This is a genomic window from Sulfitobacter sp. D7, assembly GCF_003611275.1.
Taxonomy (GTDB): Bacteria; Pseudomonadota; Alphaproteobacteria; order Rhodobacterales; family Rhodobacteraceae; genus Sulfitobacter; species Sulfitobacter profundi.
Map to the genome: position 1 here is coordinate 391,081 of NZ_CP020694.1, position 14,620 is coordinate 405,700.

The window sequence follows — 14,620 nt, forward strand, 5'->3', positions numbered from 1 at the left end:
CGCCGGGTAATGAGGCAGAGATATGAAAACGATGACAAAGGGCGCTGCGGCGCTTCCCTTGAACACTATTGTTGCGGGCGATTGCATTAAGGCAATGAACGCCCTTCCAGCAGAGTCGGTGGATCTGATCTTCGCGGATCCGCCCTACAACTTGCAGTTGCGAGGTGATTTGCATCGCCCGGACAACTCCAAGGTCGATGCAGTTGATGACGAATGGGACCAATTCGCCAGCTTTAAGGCCTATGACGATTTTACCCGCGCTTGGCTCAAAGCCGCACGGCGTTTGCTGAAACCCGATGGCGCGATCTGGGTGATCGGCAGCTATCACAACATCTTCCGCGTTGGTGCAGCGTTGCAGGATCAAGGTTTCTGGATCCTCAATGATGTGGTTTGGCGCAAGTCCAACCCGATGCCGAACTTCCGCGGGAAGCGCTTTACCAATGCCCATGAGACGATGATCTGGGCAGGCAAGAGCGAGAACAGCAAATACACCTTTAATTACGAAGCGCTGAAGGCGCTGAACGAAGGCATTCAGATGCGTAGCGATTGGGTGCTGCCGATCTGCACGGGCCATGAGCGTCTGAAGGACGATGCGGGCGACAAAGCGCATCCGACGCAAAAGCCCGAAAGCCTGTTGCACCGCATCCTCGTCGGCTCGACCAACCCAGGCGATGTGATTCTTGATCCGTTCTTTGGCACCGGCACCACCGGCGCTGTCGCCAAGATGCTGGGCCGTGATTTTATCGGCATCGAGCGCGAGGAAGCTTACCGAAAGGTGGCCGAGAAACGCATCTCGATGGTCCGCAAATTCGACAACGAAGCGCTGCAAACCACCACCTCCAAACGCGCAGAGCCGCGTGTACCTTTCGGCCAGTTGGTCGAGCGCGGCATGCTGCGCCCGGGTGAGAACCTCTATTCCATGAATGGCCGCCACAAGGCCAAGGTCCGTGCCGATGGCACCCTCATTGGCAGCGATGTCAAAGGGTCGATCCATCAGGTGGGCGCGGCCTATGAGAAAGCGCCAAGCTGCAACGGCTGGACCTATTGGTGCTACAAGAAAGACGGCAAGAATGTCCCCATCGACATTCTGCGTCAGCAGATCAGGGCCGAGATGGCCAACTGATCTACTCCGAACAATCGAACACCGCCGGCACCCGTGGCCCCTCTGCGTGAGGGGCAGCCACACGGGTGCCTACCTTGACCCCGCCCCACGGCGGGGTTTTTTTGTTGGATCGGCCTAATTCACCCACCGCTTGCGGGCCTGAAACTCACGCAGCACGGCGTCAATATAGCGGGCATCGAAATCGGATTTATTCACCACGTAGAGCACCCCGGCAGAGGCGGCTTTTTCCCACATGCCGGGGGAGGGCCAATCGCTGACCATAATCACCGGCGTCTGTGCATGGCGGTCGTCGCAGGCCAGTTCCAGCGCGAAATTCGCGCCCAACCCGTCGGGCAGGTTGTTGTCGAGCAGGATCAGCGCCTTGTCCCCCGCGCTTAGCGCCTTGCGCGCGGCGTCGATGCTGGGGGCGAACTCCACCCGCATCCCGCCATAGGCGCGGGCCAGAACGCGGCGCAGCCTCTCTCTGTCAAACTCACTGTCCTCGACGATCAGACAGGTGCCATCATACGCCGCCCCCGAGGGCGCTTGCTGTTGCTGCATCAATACCACTCCACTGGTAACAATCGCAGCCTATGTGACAGGCAAAGTTTAACTTTGCGTTGCCGCGCTCAGAGACGGGGCAGGGGATTGCTGGCTTTGTTGTAGGCTTTCCAGTCGGTGATCTCAGGGTAGTACATCTCACGCCATTTGCGCACGCGCGGGTTCATGATGCGCCGCCACAGCGGGGGGACCATCGCGGCCATCGTCATCACCGGATAGCCATAGGGCAGCTGCGGCGCGTCGCCCGTACCATAGGTTTGCAAGACCGGGAAACGCCGATCGGGTTTGTAGTGGTGATCGGAATGGCGTTGCAGGTTGATCAACAGCCAGTTCGACGCTTTATGCGCCGCGTTCCAAGAATGGCGCGGCTGGACATGTTCGTATTTGGCCCCACCCAGATGTTTGCGCGTCAGCCCGTAGTGTTCAATGTAATTGACCAGCTCCAACTGCCAGATCGCGACCCCGGCTTGGACAAGGAACAGGCCCAGACCGCTCCACCCGCCCAAGACCAGCGCCAGCAGCAAAAAGGCGGCCTGTAGCGCCCAGTATTTGAAAAACGGATTGCCCGGATCGGTCCAAGGCAGCCCCTTGCGCGCCAGCATGTTTTTTTCGGCATGAAAGGCCGAGGTCAGCGACTCGCGCAACACTCGGGGGTAGAAGCGGTGGAACCCTTCGTTATAGCGCGCCGTCACCGTGTCGCGCGGGGTGCCGACGTGGCGGTGGTGCACCAGCAGATGTTCAGAGCGGAAATGCGAATAGAGCACCATCGCCAGCAAGCTGTCCGCCAAGAGGCGTTCGGTCTTATTCCGCTGGTGCATCAACTCATGGCTATAGTTGATGCCGATGGTGCCGGTAATCACGCCAACGCCAAAGAACAGGAATATCCGCTCCGCCGTGTCCAGATGCTCGGCCCGCGTGGCATAGTAGATCAGCCCAAAGACAGTGAGAAATTGCAGCGGGGCCCAGATTAACGTGACGAGGCGGTACCAATAGAGGTCATCTTCGGTGGCCTCTAGGTCCGCATTGTCGAGGTTCAGCCCCAGCACCGCATCGAGCAGGGAAAAGAGATACCACGTCACCAGCGGCAGCAGCGCGATGGTCCAGCCGCCTTGCAGGGCACAAAACCACGCCAGCGGGATCAGCAGCAGCGACAGCCAAAACGGCAGGGCGCGACTGAGGCGGGCAAGGTCTTGTGGGGCGATGATGCGGTTCGGCATGGGGCACCTCATTGTTGTGCGCCAGATATACCGCAGATCGCCGGGGGTACAAAGCCTGACGCGGCGCTAGCGGGTCAGATCAAAAGCCTTGCGCATCACGGTGGGCAGATCGCTGGGGCTGAACTGGTTTTGGCCGATGAATTCACCGTTTTGCGGCGCGGTATCATGGCTGACACGCGCGTGCTGCACGGTCAACATCAGGTGAAAATGGGTAAAGGTATGGCGCACCTCGCTGGGCAGAGGCTGCCAATCGGCTGTTAGCGGCGGGGTCCCTTCGGGGCGCGGCTCAGACGTGTCGACCCAGTCAGAACCGGGCCAACCTAGCATCCCGCCAAGCAGTCCCTTGTCAGGGCGCGTTTCCAGCAGCCATGCGCCGTCCTCGCGCTGGGCGAGGTAGACCGTGCCGTGCCGCACGGGTTTCGGCTTTTTCGGGGCTTTTTTGGGCAAGAGCGCCGCCGTTCCTTCCGCTCGCGCGACGCAAGGGTCGCGCCAAGGGCAGATGCCGCAGGCGGGGGACTTTGGCGTACAGATCGTGGCGCCGAGATCCATCACCGCTTGGGCATAATCGCCGGGGCGGCCCTGCGGGGTCAGCGCGGCGGCCCGCGCCATCAACTCGGGCTTTGCTGCAGGTAGCGGCGTGTGAATGTTATAGACCCGCGCCATCACCCGCTCAACGTTGCCGTCAAGCACCGCATGGGGCAGATCAAAGGCGATGGAAGAGATCGCCGCTGCCGTATAGGGCCCGATTCCTGGCAGTTTCAGCAACGCATCATGATCCGCAGGGAAGCTGCCGCCATGGTCCGCCACCACCACACGCGCGCATTTCAACAGGTTGCGGGCGCGGGCGTAATAGCCAAGCCCCGCCCATTCGGCCATCACATCGGCATCTTCAGCCGCAGCAAGGGCCGCCACATCCGGCCAGCGGGCGGTGAACCGCGCGAAATAGTCCTTCACCGTGGCCACGGTGGTCTGCTGCAACATGACCTCGCTCAGCCAGATGCGGTAGGGGTCGGGCATGACCCCGGCCATCCGGTCGTGCGGCGGCACCCGCCACGGCAGGGCGCGGGCATGGGTGTCGTACCACTCTAGCAGGATCGGCGGCAGCTTGCTGACGGATGTATTCTCACGCAATGTTTAGGCCTTTCCGAGGAGCGGGGGCTGGTGACGCTGGGGCAAATGGTTATGTATGTCAGCATATTCGGGAAACAAAGCCATGCCGCCACGTCGTACGACTACAAAAGGGTTCAAACGCACCGACAGCCTGCTCTCGCAGCAGATTCGCAAGGCGAGCGAGACCCGTGGCTTCGCGCAATCGCGTCTGTTGACCCATTGGACCGAAATCGTGGGCGAGGCGACCGCCGCCATCTCACGCCCGGTTGAGGTAAGCTATGGCCGCAAGGAGGGTATCGGCGCCACGCTGACCCTGCTGACCACCGGGGCCAATGCGCCCATGCTGGAGATGCAGAAAGAGCAACTGCGCGCGCGGGTCAACGCGGTCTATGGCTATAACGCGATCGCGCGGGTGCGCATCACCCAGACGGCGGCGACCGGCTTTGCCGAAGGGCAGGTGGCGTTTGACCATAAGCCCAAGGCCGAAAAGGCCGCTCCGAGCCCTGCATTGCAACGCAAAGCAGCCGAAGCCGCTCAGCCCGTGGCCGACGAAGGGCTGCGCGAAGCCCTTGCACGTCTGGGCGAGAACATATTGAACAAGAACCAAAGCTGACCACCTAAAGCTGACGTAACAGACAAAGGAACATCTCATGAATCGCAGAAACGTAATCCTTGGCGGTCTCGCCACACTCGGCGTCGGTGGCTGGTTTGCCGCAAGCAGCTTCGGCTCTTCCCCCCTCGGCAGCACCGCGCTGACACCTTTCGTTGGGGCCGCGAATGCCCAGACGACTGAAGGCGATATGGATACCTCCGGCATCACCGAGATGGTCATGGGCGACGAAAACGCGCCGGTCACGATGATCGAATACGCCTCCTTCACCTGCCCGCATTGTGCGACCTTCCACAACGACACCTTCAAAAAGCTGAAGGCTGATTACATCGACAGCGGCAAAGTGAAATTCATCTACCGCGAAGTCTATTTCGACCGCTACGGCCTCTGGGCCTCCATGGTGGCGCGCTGCGGCGGGCAAGAGAAATTCTTTGGCATCGCTGACCTGATCTACAAATCGCAAAGTGAGTGGACCCGCGCGGGCGAGCCTGCGGCCATCGTCGACGAGCTACGCAAGATTGGCCGTCTGGCTGGCCTTGATAACGAGACGTTGGACGAATGCCTGAAAGACGGCGCCAAAGCCGAGGCGCTGGTGGCATGGTACACCGAGAACTCCAAAGAGGATGATATCTCTAGCACGCCGAGCTTCGTCATCGACGGCAAGAAACACTCGAACATGTCCTATGCCGACATGAAAGAACTCCTCGACGACGCGCTGGCGGGCTAATGACCGCCCCGCTTGCAGGACTGAAAGTCGTCGAATTGGCGCGTGTTCTGGCCGGCCCTTGGGCCGGTCAGACACTCTCGGACCTCGGGTGCGAGGTGATCAAAGTGGAAAGCCCGGCGGGGGATGACACCCGCCAATGGGGCCCGCCCTTCGTCACCCGCGACGAGGACGTCACCGCTTCCTATTTCCATTCGACGAACCGGGGCAAAGCCTCTGTCACCGTGGATTTCCGGACCGAGGAAGGTCAGGCGCAGGTCAAGGAACTTTTGGCCGACGCGGATATCCTGATTGAGAATTTCAAGACTGGCGGATTGGCGAAATACGGGTTGGACTATGCCAGCATGTCTGCGCAGTTCCCCAAGCTGATCTATTGCTCGATTACGGGTTTCGGCCAAACCGGTCCTTACGCCCACCGCGCGGGCTATGATTTCATCATCCAAGGCATGTCCGGACTGATGTCGATCACCGGCGAACCGGACGGCCTCCCGCAGAAATCCGGCATGGCGATCACCGATATTTTCACGGGGGTCTATGCCAGCACCGCGATTTTGGCCGCTGTGCACCAGCGTCACCAAACCGGCGTGGGGCAACATATCGACATGGCGCTGCTGGACTGTGCCGTGGCGATCACTGGCAATCAGGCGATGAACTACCTCACCACCGGCAAGGCGCCGACACGGATGGGCAACGCGCATCCCAACCTAACGCCCTATGAGGTGTTTGAGTGTTCCGACGGGCATCTCATCATCGCCACGGGCAATGACGGGCAATATCAGCGCCTGTGTCAATTGCTGGGGCTGGATGATATGGCCACCGCGCCGGAATACCTCAAGAACGCCGACCGGGTCGCCAACCGGCCCGAGATGATCCGCCGCCTAACCGGGGCGACCCGTCTGCGCAGCCGCGATGATCTGCTGGCCGCCTGTGAGGCGCATGGCGTGCCTGCTGGGCCGATCAACGATATGTCCGATGTCATGGCCGATCCGCAGGTCGTGGCGCGGGGCATGCAGATCGAGCTTGATGGCGTGCCGGGGCTGCGGTCGCCCTTCACCTTTTCGGGGGCCGAGCTTTCGTTGCACCGGCCCGCACCGAAATTGGGCGAAGACAACAAAGGCTAGGGCCCTGAAAGACTGGGGCCATGAAAGACTAGGGCCGTGGCAGCCTGTCCAGCGCGGCGTGCAGCGCATTGCCTTCGGGCAGGGACAGGCGCACCGGCAGGGTCAGCACCTTGGCGCGGAACTCCATCGGCAGGCGCACGGCGTCTTTCTCGGTGGTGACAAGCTGGGCGCCGCGCATCGCGGCTTCGGTCTCTAGCCGGAGCATCAGCCGTGGCGTCAGCGGCTGGTGATCCTCCAGCGCTTCGGCATGGAGGATCGTAGCCCCCAGCCCGCGCAGCGTGGCGAAAAACTTCTCAGGGTGGCCGATGCCTGCAAAGGCGAGCACTTGGGAATCCGACCAATCCATCCCGGTCTGCAGGGGCGCGAGTTCGGCGCGTGCATGGGGCAGATCGGTGTTCGGTAGCCCTGCCGCGAAACGGGTCTGCGCCGCTTCATCCCCGATGGAAAGCAGCAGGTCAGCCCGCGCCAGCCCCGCCGCGACAGGCTCGCGCAGCGGCCCGGCGGGCAGGCACAGGCCGTTGCCGAAACCTTTGACCGCGTCCACCACGACGATGCTCAGATCCTGCGCCAAGGCGGGGTTCTGAAAGCCGTCATCCAGCACCACGACAGTGGCGCCCGAAGCCTCTGCCGCCTGCGCACCCGCGGCACGATCGCGGGCGACCCAGACATCCGAGAATGCGGCCAGTAGCAGTGGTTCATCCCCCACCTCGCCCGCGCTGTGCTGCGCTGGATCCACCCGCACCGGGCCTTCCAGCGTGCCGCCATAGCCGCGTGAGACGACATGGGGGCGGTGGCCGCGCTCTAGCAGATATTTCAGCACCGCCATCACTGTGGGCGTCTTGCCGGTGCCGCCTGCATTGATGTTGCCGACGCAGATCACCGGAATACCCAAGCGCAGCGGCGTACCTGTGGCCAGCCGCCGCGCGGTGGCAGCGGCATAAAGCACGCCCAGTGGTTGCAGCAACCGTGCACGCCAATCGGGTCGGGGCTGATGCCAGAAATCAGGCGCGCGCATTTGAGGCTCCCGCATGGTCGTCGAGGCTGTCTTGGATCAATTCGATCACCCTGTCGGCCAGTTCGGCCCCCTCGCTGATCACGTCCCAGCCCGCGTGGGCCATGGTCGCCGCCTGATCCGGTGCGATCAACCGCGAGACCGCATTGCCAAGCGCACCCGCATCGTTGACGATCCGCGCCGCCCCCGCCGTGGCAAGCCGCCCGTAGGACGGCAGAAAGTTCCGCACCTTGGGGCCATAGAGCACCGCAGACCCAAGCGCTGACGCCTCGAAGGGATCGCAGCCGCCATGGCCCGACACCAGCGAAGAGCCAAGGAACGACACGGGTGCGACGCGGAAAAACAGCCCCCGGTCGCCGGGGTCATCGGCCACCATGACTTGAGTGGTTTCATCGGGGTAGGGATCATCCCCCCACCGCATCGCGGTGAATCCCCGCGCGCGGGCGCGTTCATAGGCGATATCGGCGGTAGGGTAGTCATGGGTGTGCAGGATCAGCAGCAACCGGTGCGACAGACGCAGCGCTTGGCGGTGAGCGGTCAGCACGACGGGTATCTCTTCGGGCAGGATTTGTGTCGCATACCAGACCGGGCGACCGACAAGGCAGGCCGACATATCCGCCAGATCCGTTTCCGCGCAGCGCAGCGCTTGGCCGCCCGTCAGCAGTGGCGAAGTCACCTCTCCCTTGCTGCGCGGCAGGCCCAGTTGCACCAGACGGCGCAGCACGGCCGGAGAGCGGGTGAGCACCTGATCGAAGGCGGACAACAACTGTCGGGTCACATCGGGCATCCAGCGGTCCCGGCGACCATCGAAACCAGCGCTGTCGGCGTCGATCATTATCATCGGGCAGCCGCGCGCCGCGGTTTCCAACACCAGATTGGGCCTCAGCCCACCCCATGTCCACAGGCAAAAGCCGGGGCGCCAATGGTCAAGGAACCGCGCCACATTCTCGGGATGTTCACTGGGGGCGGGAAGGATGAAAAGATCGCGGGTGTCGGTCGGCGGGAGGTCTTGGGTGGCCGCGCTCTCCGAAAGGGTCACCAGCACCGCGACGCGGTCGCGCATCGCCATCAGACGTTTGGCAAGGTCGAGCACGGCCAAGACATTGCCCGCCTCGGCGGCATGCATCCAGACCAGCTCACCCTCGGGGCGCGTGGCATAGGGCGCTGCGTCTTCGGCCCCGCCCCGGCGCACAAGGGCGCGATAGGCTGCAAGCCCCAGCGACCGCGCCGCCATGGTGGTTTATTCCAGCTCTTCGGTGGGCGAGGCCGAGGTTTCCTCGTCGCGCAGGCGGTGCAGATGCGCGATGAAATAGCGCATATGGGCGTTATCCACGGTCCGGTGCGCTTCGGATTTCCATGCGTCATAGGCGCTGGCGTAGTTGGGGAAGATCCCGACGATATGGATGTTGTCGACGTTCTTGAAAGCGTTCTTGGTCGGATCGACAAGTTCGCCACCGAAAACAAGGTGCAGGCGTTGGGTCATGGAGCTGTCCTTTGATCTGTCAAAGCTGCGGTGCTGCGCATAGTGCCTAGCAGATGGGGCCGGTCACGCAAGGGCGTCGATCAGCGCGCGCTGCACCATTGGGCCGCCCGCGACGATGCCATCCACGCGCGGGTCGGGGTTGTTGAACCTGAGCGGCGCGCCGGTGGCGGTGGCGCAGGTGCCGCCCGCCTCGGCCACGATCAAGGTGCCTGCGGCGATGTCCCATTCCCACGTGCGGCGCAGGGTGATCATCGCGTCAAACGATGCATCCGCCACCAGTGCCATGCGGTATGCGAGCGAGGGACGGTAGCTGCGTTTGAACACAGGCGGTGCGCCGCCGTGCCAGCGTTCTGCCACCAGCGCGGGCCGCGCGGCAAGGACGGTCGCGTCGGCCAGATCGCCGATCTCTGAGGTGCGGATCGGCGTGCCGTTCAGCGTGGCCCCACCGCCCCGGCTGGCAGCGTAGAGCATGTCGCGCATTGGCAGGTAGACCACCGCCGCCGTAACCTCGCCCGCCTCGGCCACCGCCAGTGAATGCGCCCATGTGTCAGAGCCTTCGACAAAGCTGCGGGTGCCGTCGATCGGATCGATGATAAAGACCCGTTCATGCCCCAGTCGGTCGGTATTGTCCTCAGTCTCCTCAGAGAGCCAGCCATAGCCGGGCCGTGCGCCGCGCAGTTCCGCGAGCAACAGATCGTTCACCGCCAGATCGGCCTCGGTCACCGGGCCTGCGTTGTCGGGCTTGTCCCAGCGTTTGGCCGTGGCCCCGACAAAGCCGCGCGCAACCGCACCTGCCTTAAGGGCGGCGTCGATCAAGAGGGCAAGGTCGTCCTTAGGCACCGGCAAGGGTCATCCCCGGCACCAGCAGAGAGGGCACAACACGGCTGAGATGTCTGCGGGCATCATTGGCGGGGATCATCGCCCGCAGCATGTCGCGCAGATTGCCCGCGATGGTGCATTCGTTGATTGCATGGGTGATCTCACCATTCTCGACCCAAAGGCCCGAAGCTCCGCGCGAATAGTCGCCCGTATTGGGGTTGATCGTGCTGCCGATCATCGAGGTCACCAAAAGCCCGGTGCCCATCTCAGCGATCAGATCGTCGCGGCTGGCCTCACCTTGGGTCAGCGCGATGTTCCAGTTCGAGGGCTGCGGGCCAGAGCCGGGGCCCCGCGCGGCGTTGCCGGTGGGGGTAAGCTCCAGCTTGCGGGCCGTGGCAAGGTCGAGCGTCCAGCCTTGCAGGATGCCTTTTTCAACGATGGCGCGTTGCTGGGTCGGCAACCCTTCGGCATCGAAAGGACGTGAGCCGGTGGCACGGATGCGGGACGGGTCTTCGATCAGGGACAAACCTTCGGGCAGCACCTGTTCACCCATCGCATCGCGCAGGAAGGACGCCCCGCGCGAAATCGCCTGACCGTTGATCGCGCCCAGCAGATGCCCGATCAGCGACGCGGCGATGCGTTCGTCAAACAGCACCGGATAGCTGCCGGTGGGCGGCTTGCGGGCATCGAGCCGCGCCAGCGCGCGTTCGCCCGCGCGGGTGCCGATCTCTTGCGCGTCGCGCAGGTCGGCCTGAAAGATGCGGCTGTCGCCGTCGTAGTCCCGCTCCATCCCCGTGCCGCTGCCCGCAATGGCAACGCAGGACAGCCCGCGTTCACTGCGGGCATAGCCGCCCTCAAACCCGTTGGTCGCCGCGAGATGGATTTTCTGTGCGCCATAGCCAGCGCCTGCGGATTGCACTTGGCTCACCCCTTTGACGGCCAGCGCGGCGGCTTCGGCGCGGGCAGCGTCATCTTGCAGGGCTTCGGGGGAAGGCTCTGGCGCGGGGTCGCAAAGCTCTAGCCCTTCCGCATCGCGGCGGGCAGAGAGTTGAGCGGGATCGGCCAGCCCCGCATAGGGGTCTTCGGGTGCTTCGCGGGCCATGGCGACGGCGCGTTCGGCCATCTCTTCAATCGTGCGCGCGGAGGTATCGGAGGCCGAGACATTGGCCGAGCGTTGCCCGACAAAAACCCGCAGCCCGATGTCCGTTCCTTCAGAGCGTTCGGCCTGTTCCAGCGCCCCGCCGCGCACTTCGATCGAGACGGAGCTTGCCGTGATCGCCATGGCATCGGCTGCATCCGCCCCGGCCTTGGTGGCCGCCTGAAGGAGGGACTTGGTCAATGCATCAAGGGCGTCTGGCATGGTCTGGCTCCTTTTGGGGTTGGAAAAGGGGTAATCCCCCGCCCCGAGAGGGGCAAGGGCCGCGCTGTATTTTCCCACGCGGAAAGGGCGCGGACCAAGGCCGCGCCGGTTGTTATTTGATCTGCTGACCGTTGGCGAGGATGCCGCCCTCTTCGGTGAACTCGATTCTGGAGGTCAGGGAATCTTCGCCTTCGCCCGGGACGGTAAAGAGCCCCATCATCATCCGCGCGCCCAGTGCCTGCTCCTGTGGGATCAGCCCCATGGTCACCAATTTGTCGAGCAAGGCCACGCCGCCGATCAACGACAGGTCCAGCGCGCCGACGGGCTTTGGCATGCCGGGCACGGTTTGCATGTCTTCGTTGTCAAAGGTGATCGCCCCCGTGGCATCGAACTCGGCCCCTGCTACGTCAAGCGTGACTTCGTTTACGTTCAATTCGTGAATTTCGCCCGGTGCCTCATCGCCCATGGTGGCGGTGACTTCGGGGTCCATCAGTTCAAACAGCAGCTTGGCCTTGCCCGACAGGTCCACGACCAAAGTTGCCGGGTCGCGAGGCAATTGGCCGGTGGGGTCAAAGATGCCCCAGATCATGTCCGACATCTTGAAGCTGTCGAGCTTGACGCCAAAGGCAAAGTCCTGCGGCTCTTCGGACTTCATCACCGGCATTTTCAGATTAAACGCACTTTCCGCCATGCTGAACTGGATCGGGAAGGGCATGTCGGCGGCGGTGACGCTGACTTCGATGTTCTGCTGGCCACCGTCATAGGAGAGCCCTTCGGGCCCCATCGCCACGCCCAGCTTCGCCCCGGTTGAGCTTGAGGCCAGCTGAAACTCTCCATTTTCGGGGTCAGAGACTTGCATGTCGGTGCGGCCTGCGCCAGCGGTAAAGCTGCCGCCAAAGGTCAGACCTTCGCGCATCATCGCGGCCACGTCGGCGCCTGCGTCGATCATCGGCAGCGCGCCGCTGCCATCAAAGACCACCTGATCCACGCCGCCCTTCACGGCGACACGGGCAGGGTCCTCGGGGGTTTTCATCACCACGTCATATTGCAGGCTGTCGATGCGGCCCGACTGGTCGTAGCGGCGCGTATCGGTCCCGGTCATTTCGGTCCGGCTGCTGACGCCGCTGCCGGTCAGGGTGAACTTGGCTTCTTCTTCGGTATAGCTTTCTTCGCCGACCTTGAGCCCCGCAAGCGTGAGCGAGATGCTGTCGGCGGCATAGTCATACTGCAGCGCCTCAGCGCTGCCGCTGGCGCGCATCACCGGGGCGGTCTGGGCGTAGTTCAACACCATCGACACCGGTTCATCCTCGGGCGTTTCGGGCGCGACGTTGATCGTCATCGGCATGACATTGGGCATGCGGATATTGACCGCGCCGTCACCTTCCGGCTCGAAACGCAGCGTGCCGAGCGACAGGGAAAAATCGCCACCCTCTTCAGCCATGTCCATCTTCAGGGTCACATCGCTGACGGTTAGGTCCGCACCGTTAAAGGCTTCGCTCGCCTCAACCTGATAGCCCATGCTCTGCATATACTGGCGCCAATCGCCCCAGACTTCGGCAGGGGTCAGGTCGGCCCAGAGGGGCGTCGAGGCCAGCGTGACCGGCAGGGCGAGAAGCAGCGACGCTGTGGGGATGCGAGACATCGGAAATTCCTTTTCGGCAATGAGTTGTGCATAGGGTCTGCCAATCCCCGCGCAGGGTCAAGCGACGCGAGGCTGGACCCGGGTTGATCGGCAGATTACCACAGCCTCCAAGTAATGTACAAAATTAGCGGAAGGATCACCCCATGGACATGACAGGCAAGACGATCATGATTACCGGTGCCAGCCGGGGCATCGGCGCCGCCGCCGCGCGGGTTTTCGCCGAGGCAGGCGCCAATGTCGCCCTGTTGGCGCGCAGTCAGGATGCCATCGCCGAATTGGCCGGAGAGTTGGGCAATCGCGCCATCGCCATCCCCTGCGATGTGACCCGCTATAACGAGATGACCTCTGCGGTTGAGACAACGCGCCGGGCGTTTGGCGGGCTGGATGTGCTGATCAACAATGCAGGCGTGATTGATCCGATCTCGCTCATGGCAGAGGCCGATCCGTCGGATTGGGCCAAGGCGATCAACATCAACGTGACTGGCGTCTTTCACGGCATGCGCGCGGCTCTGCCACTGATGAAGGAAACCGGCGGCGGCACGGTGCTGACGATCTCTTCGGGGGCCGCGCACAACCCGGTGGAGGCATGGAGCCACTACTGCGCCTCCAAGGCGGCGGCGAATATGCTGACCCAGTGTTTGCACCACGAGGAGGGCGGCAACGGCATCCGCGCCATCGGTCTGTCGCCGGGCACCGTGGCCACCGACATGCAGCGCGACATCAAAGACAGCGGCGTGAACCCGGTCAGCCAGCTTGACTGGGACGTGCATATCCCCGCCGATTGGCCCGCGCGCACGCTGCTGTGGATGTGCGGCCCCGAGGCGGATCGTTTCCTCGGCGATGAGATTTCCCTGCGGGATGAGGGCATCCGCAAGGCGGTGGGCCTCATATGATCGAGCTTGACCGCGCGGGCGACATCTGGACCGTCACGATCAACCGCCCCGACAAGGCCAATTCCCTGACCCATGCCATGCTGGTCGAACTCGCCGATATCATGGAGGAGGCACAGGCCGCCCGCGCGGTGATCCTGACCGGTCGCGGCAAGGTGTTCAGCGCGGGGGCCGATCTTGACGAAGCCCGCGCGGGACTGGCGAAATCGGATGTTTGGGAGCGTCTGTCGGGCGCAGTGGCTGCCCTGCCGGGGCTGAGCATTGCCGCGCTCAATGGCACGCTGGCGGGCGGTGCGATGGGCATGGCGCTGGCCTGCGATCTGCGCATCGCGGGGCCGGGGGCGAAATTCTTCTATCCGGTGATGAAGCTCGGGTTTTTGCCGCAGCCCTCGGACCCGGCGCGGATGGCGGCGCTGATCGGCCCTGCGCGGACCAAGCTTTTGCTGATGGGCGGGCAGAGGATCACGGCGGAGGAGGCGCTGACCTTTGGCCTGATCGACCGCCTTGTCGAGGCGGAAGAACTGCAGGATCACGCGCTGGCGCTGGCCGTCGATACGCTGGCTGCGCGGCCCGAAATCGCGCAGGAAATCAAACGGATGTGCAGCCCCGCCTAACGCTTGCGCGTGCCACCCGGCACTTTGGAACGAAAACCGGGCGGGCGTTTCGCCACCCATGCGGCGAATTTGGCCAGCCTCGGATGGCCACGCAGCGCTTCAGGCGTGTTGTAGTGCCGCGCCAACTCAGTCTCGGTCAGAGCGGCGTGCACCTCGCGGTGGCAAATGTGGTGCATCAGCACCGTCGGCCCCCCCTTGCCGCCGCGCAGCTTGGGGATGAGATGATGCAGGCTCTGTGGCACATCCCGAGGAATGGGCCGGTGGCAGAGCGGGCAATCTGGCAAGTCCTCGCCTTCGGTCACGGTCCTCCCTTTCGCTTGCATTGCAGGGCCACGGCAGGCAAGAGGATGTGTCA

General features: G+C 63.3%; 16 protein-coding genes. 6 read left to right on the forward strand and 10 right to left on the reverse strand.

The window, feature by feature from the left end; all coding sequences use genetic code 11:
- Positions 1-22 precede the first annotated feature (22 nt).
- Positions 23-1,123, forward strand: a complete 1,101-nt coding sequence (locus B5M07_RS01880) for a site-specific DNA-methyltransferase (protein WP_120349988.1) — start codon at positions 23-25, stop codon at positions 1,121-1,123.
- 114 nt (positions 1,124-1,237) lie between these two features.
- Here B5M07_RS01880 and B5M07_RS01885 read toward each other — a convergent pair whose 3' ends face one another.
- The 3 genes from B5M07_RS01885 to mutY form a co-directional block, all read right to left on the reverse strand.
- Positions 1,238-1,663, reverse strand: coding sequence for a response regulator (locus B5M07_RS01885; RefSeq protein WP_120349989.1), 426 nt, complete (start codon positions 1,661-1,663; stop codon positions 1,238-1,240).
- A 68-nt stretch (positions 1,664-1,731) separates the two neighbouring features.
- Positions 1,732-2,880 carry an alkane 1-monooxygenase gene (locus B5M07_RS01890; protein WP_120349990.1) on the reverse strand — a complete coding sequence of 383 codons (1,149 nt, stop codon included), beginning with the start codon at positions 2,878-2,880 and terminating at the stop codon, positions 1,732-1,734.
- Between the two features lie 66 nt (positions 2,881-2,946).
- On the reverse strand, positions 2,947-4,011 hold the full coding sequence (gene mutY / locus B5M07_RS01895) for an A/G-specific adenine glycosylase (protein ID WP_120349991.1): 1,065 nt from the start codon (positions 4,009-4,011) through the stop codon (positions 2,947-2,949).
- An 82-nt stretch (positions 4,012-4,093) separates the two neighbouring features.
- On the opposite strand from mutY, the gene B5M07_RS01900 reads away from it, so the two are divergent.
- Genes B5M07_RS01900 through B5M07_RS01910 form a run of 3 tightly spaced genes read left to right on the forward strand, consistent with a single transcriptional unit; the run spans position 4,094 to position 6,445 of the window.
- Positions 4,094-4,603 carry a DUF721 domain-containing protein gene (locus B5M07_RS01900; protein ID WP_120352123.1) on the forward strand — a complete coding sequence of 170 codons (510 nt, stop codon included), beginning with the start codon at positions 4,094-4,096 and terminating at the stop codon, positions 4,601-4,603.
- A 37-nt stretch (positions 4,604-4,640) separates the two neighbouring features.
- A complete protein-coding gene (locus B5M07_RS01905) occupies positions 4,641-5,327 on the forward strand; it encodes a DsbA family protein (RefSeq protein WP_120349992.1) in 687 nt (228 codons plus the stop codon).
- The gene (locus B5M07_RS01910; RefSeq protein ID WP_120349993.1) at positions 5,327-6,445 is read left to right on the forward strand and encodes a CaiB/BaiF CoA transferase family protein; all 1,119 of its coding nucleotides are present in this window, start codon (positions 5,327-5,329) and stop codon (positions 6,443-6,445) included. Before B5M07_RS01905 ends, B5M07_RS01910 begins: the two co-directional genes overlap by 1 nt.
- Before the next feature lie 28 nt (positions 6,446-6,473).
- On the opposite strand, the gene lpxK is transcribed toward B5M07_RS01910, so the two are convergent.
- From lpxK to B5M07_RS01940, 6 genes are all read right to left on the reverse strand, one after another.
- Positions 6,474-7,460, reverse strand: coding sequence for a tetraacyldisaccharide 4'-kinase (gene lpxK, locus B5M07_RS01915; RefSeq protein WP_120349994.1), 987 nt, complete (start codon positions 7,458-7,460; stop codon positions 6,474-6,476).
- Positions 7,447-8,691: a 3-deoxy-D-manno-octulosonic acid transferase gene (locus B5M07_RS01920; RefSeq protein ID WP_120349995.1), complete on the reverse strand. Its 1,245-nt coding sequence runs from the start codon at positions 8,689-8,691 to the stop codon at positions 7,447-7,449. Before B5M07_RS01920 ends, lpxK begins: the two co-directional genes overlap by 14 nt.
- 6 nt (positions 8,692-8,697) lie before the next feature.
- Positions 8,698-8,940 (reverse strand): DUF4170 domain-containing protein, encoded by a 243-nt coding sequence (locus B5M07_RS01925; RefSeq protein ID WP_120349996.1) that lies wholly within the window; start codon positions 8,938-8,940, stop codon positions 8,698-8,700.
- 63 nt (positions 8,941-9,003) lie between these two features.
- Positions 9,004-9,780, reverse strand: coding sequence for a 3'(2'),5'-bisphosphate nucleotidase CysQ (locus tag B5M07_RS01930; protein ID WP_120349997.1), 777 nt, complete (start codon positions 9,778-9,780; stop codon positions 9,004-9,006).
- Entirely contained in the window at positions 9,773-11,119 is a 1,347-nt protein-coding gene (locus tag B5M07_RS01935) for a TldD/PmbA family protein (RefSeq protein WP_120349998.1), read from the reverse strand. The genes B5M07_RS01930 and B5M07_RS01935 overlap by 8 nt, the downstream gene beginning before the upstream one ends.
- 112 nt (positions 11,120-11,231) lie before the next feature.
- Entirely contained in the window at positions 11,232-12,761 is a 1,530-nt protein-coding gene (locus B5M07_RS01940; protein WP_120349999.1) for a DUF2125 domain-containing protein, read from the reverse strand.
- 143 nt (positions 12,762-12,904) lie between these two features.
- On the opposite strand from B5M07_RS01940, the gene B5M07_RS01945 reads away from it, so the two are divergent.
- The gene (locus B5M07_RS01945) at positions 12,905-13,654 is read left to right on the forward strand and encodes an SDR family oxidoreductase (RefSeq protein WP_120350000.1); all 750 of its coding nucleotides are present in this window, start codon (positions 12,905-12,907) and stop codon (positions 13,652-13,654) included.
- The gene (locus tag B5M07_RS01950; RefSeq protein ID WP_120350001.1) at positions 13,651-14,265 is read left to right on the forward strand and encodes an enoyl-CoA hydratase/isomerase family protein; all 615 of its coding nucleotides are present in this window, start codon (positions 13,651-13,653) and stop codon (positions 14,263-14,265) included. The genes B5M07_RS01945 and B5M07_RS01950 overlap by 4 nt, the downstream gene beginning before the upstream one ends.
- Here the strand turns inward: B5M07_RS01950 and B5M07_RS01955 are convergent.
- Positions 14,262-14,567, reverse strand: a complete 306-nt coding sequence (locus B5M07_RS01955) for an HNH endonuclease (protein WP_240791559.1) — start codon at positions 14,565-14,567, stop codon at positions 14,262-14,264. The genes B5M07_RS01950 and B5M07_RS01955 overlap by 4 nt on opposite strands.
- Positions 14,568-14,620: the final 53 nt, after the last annotated feature.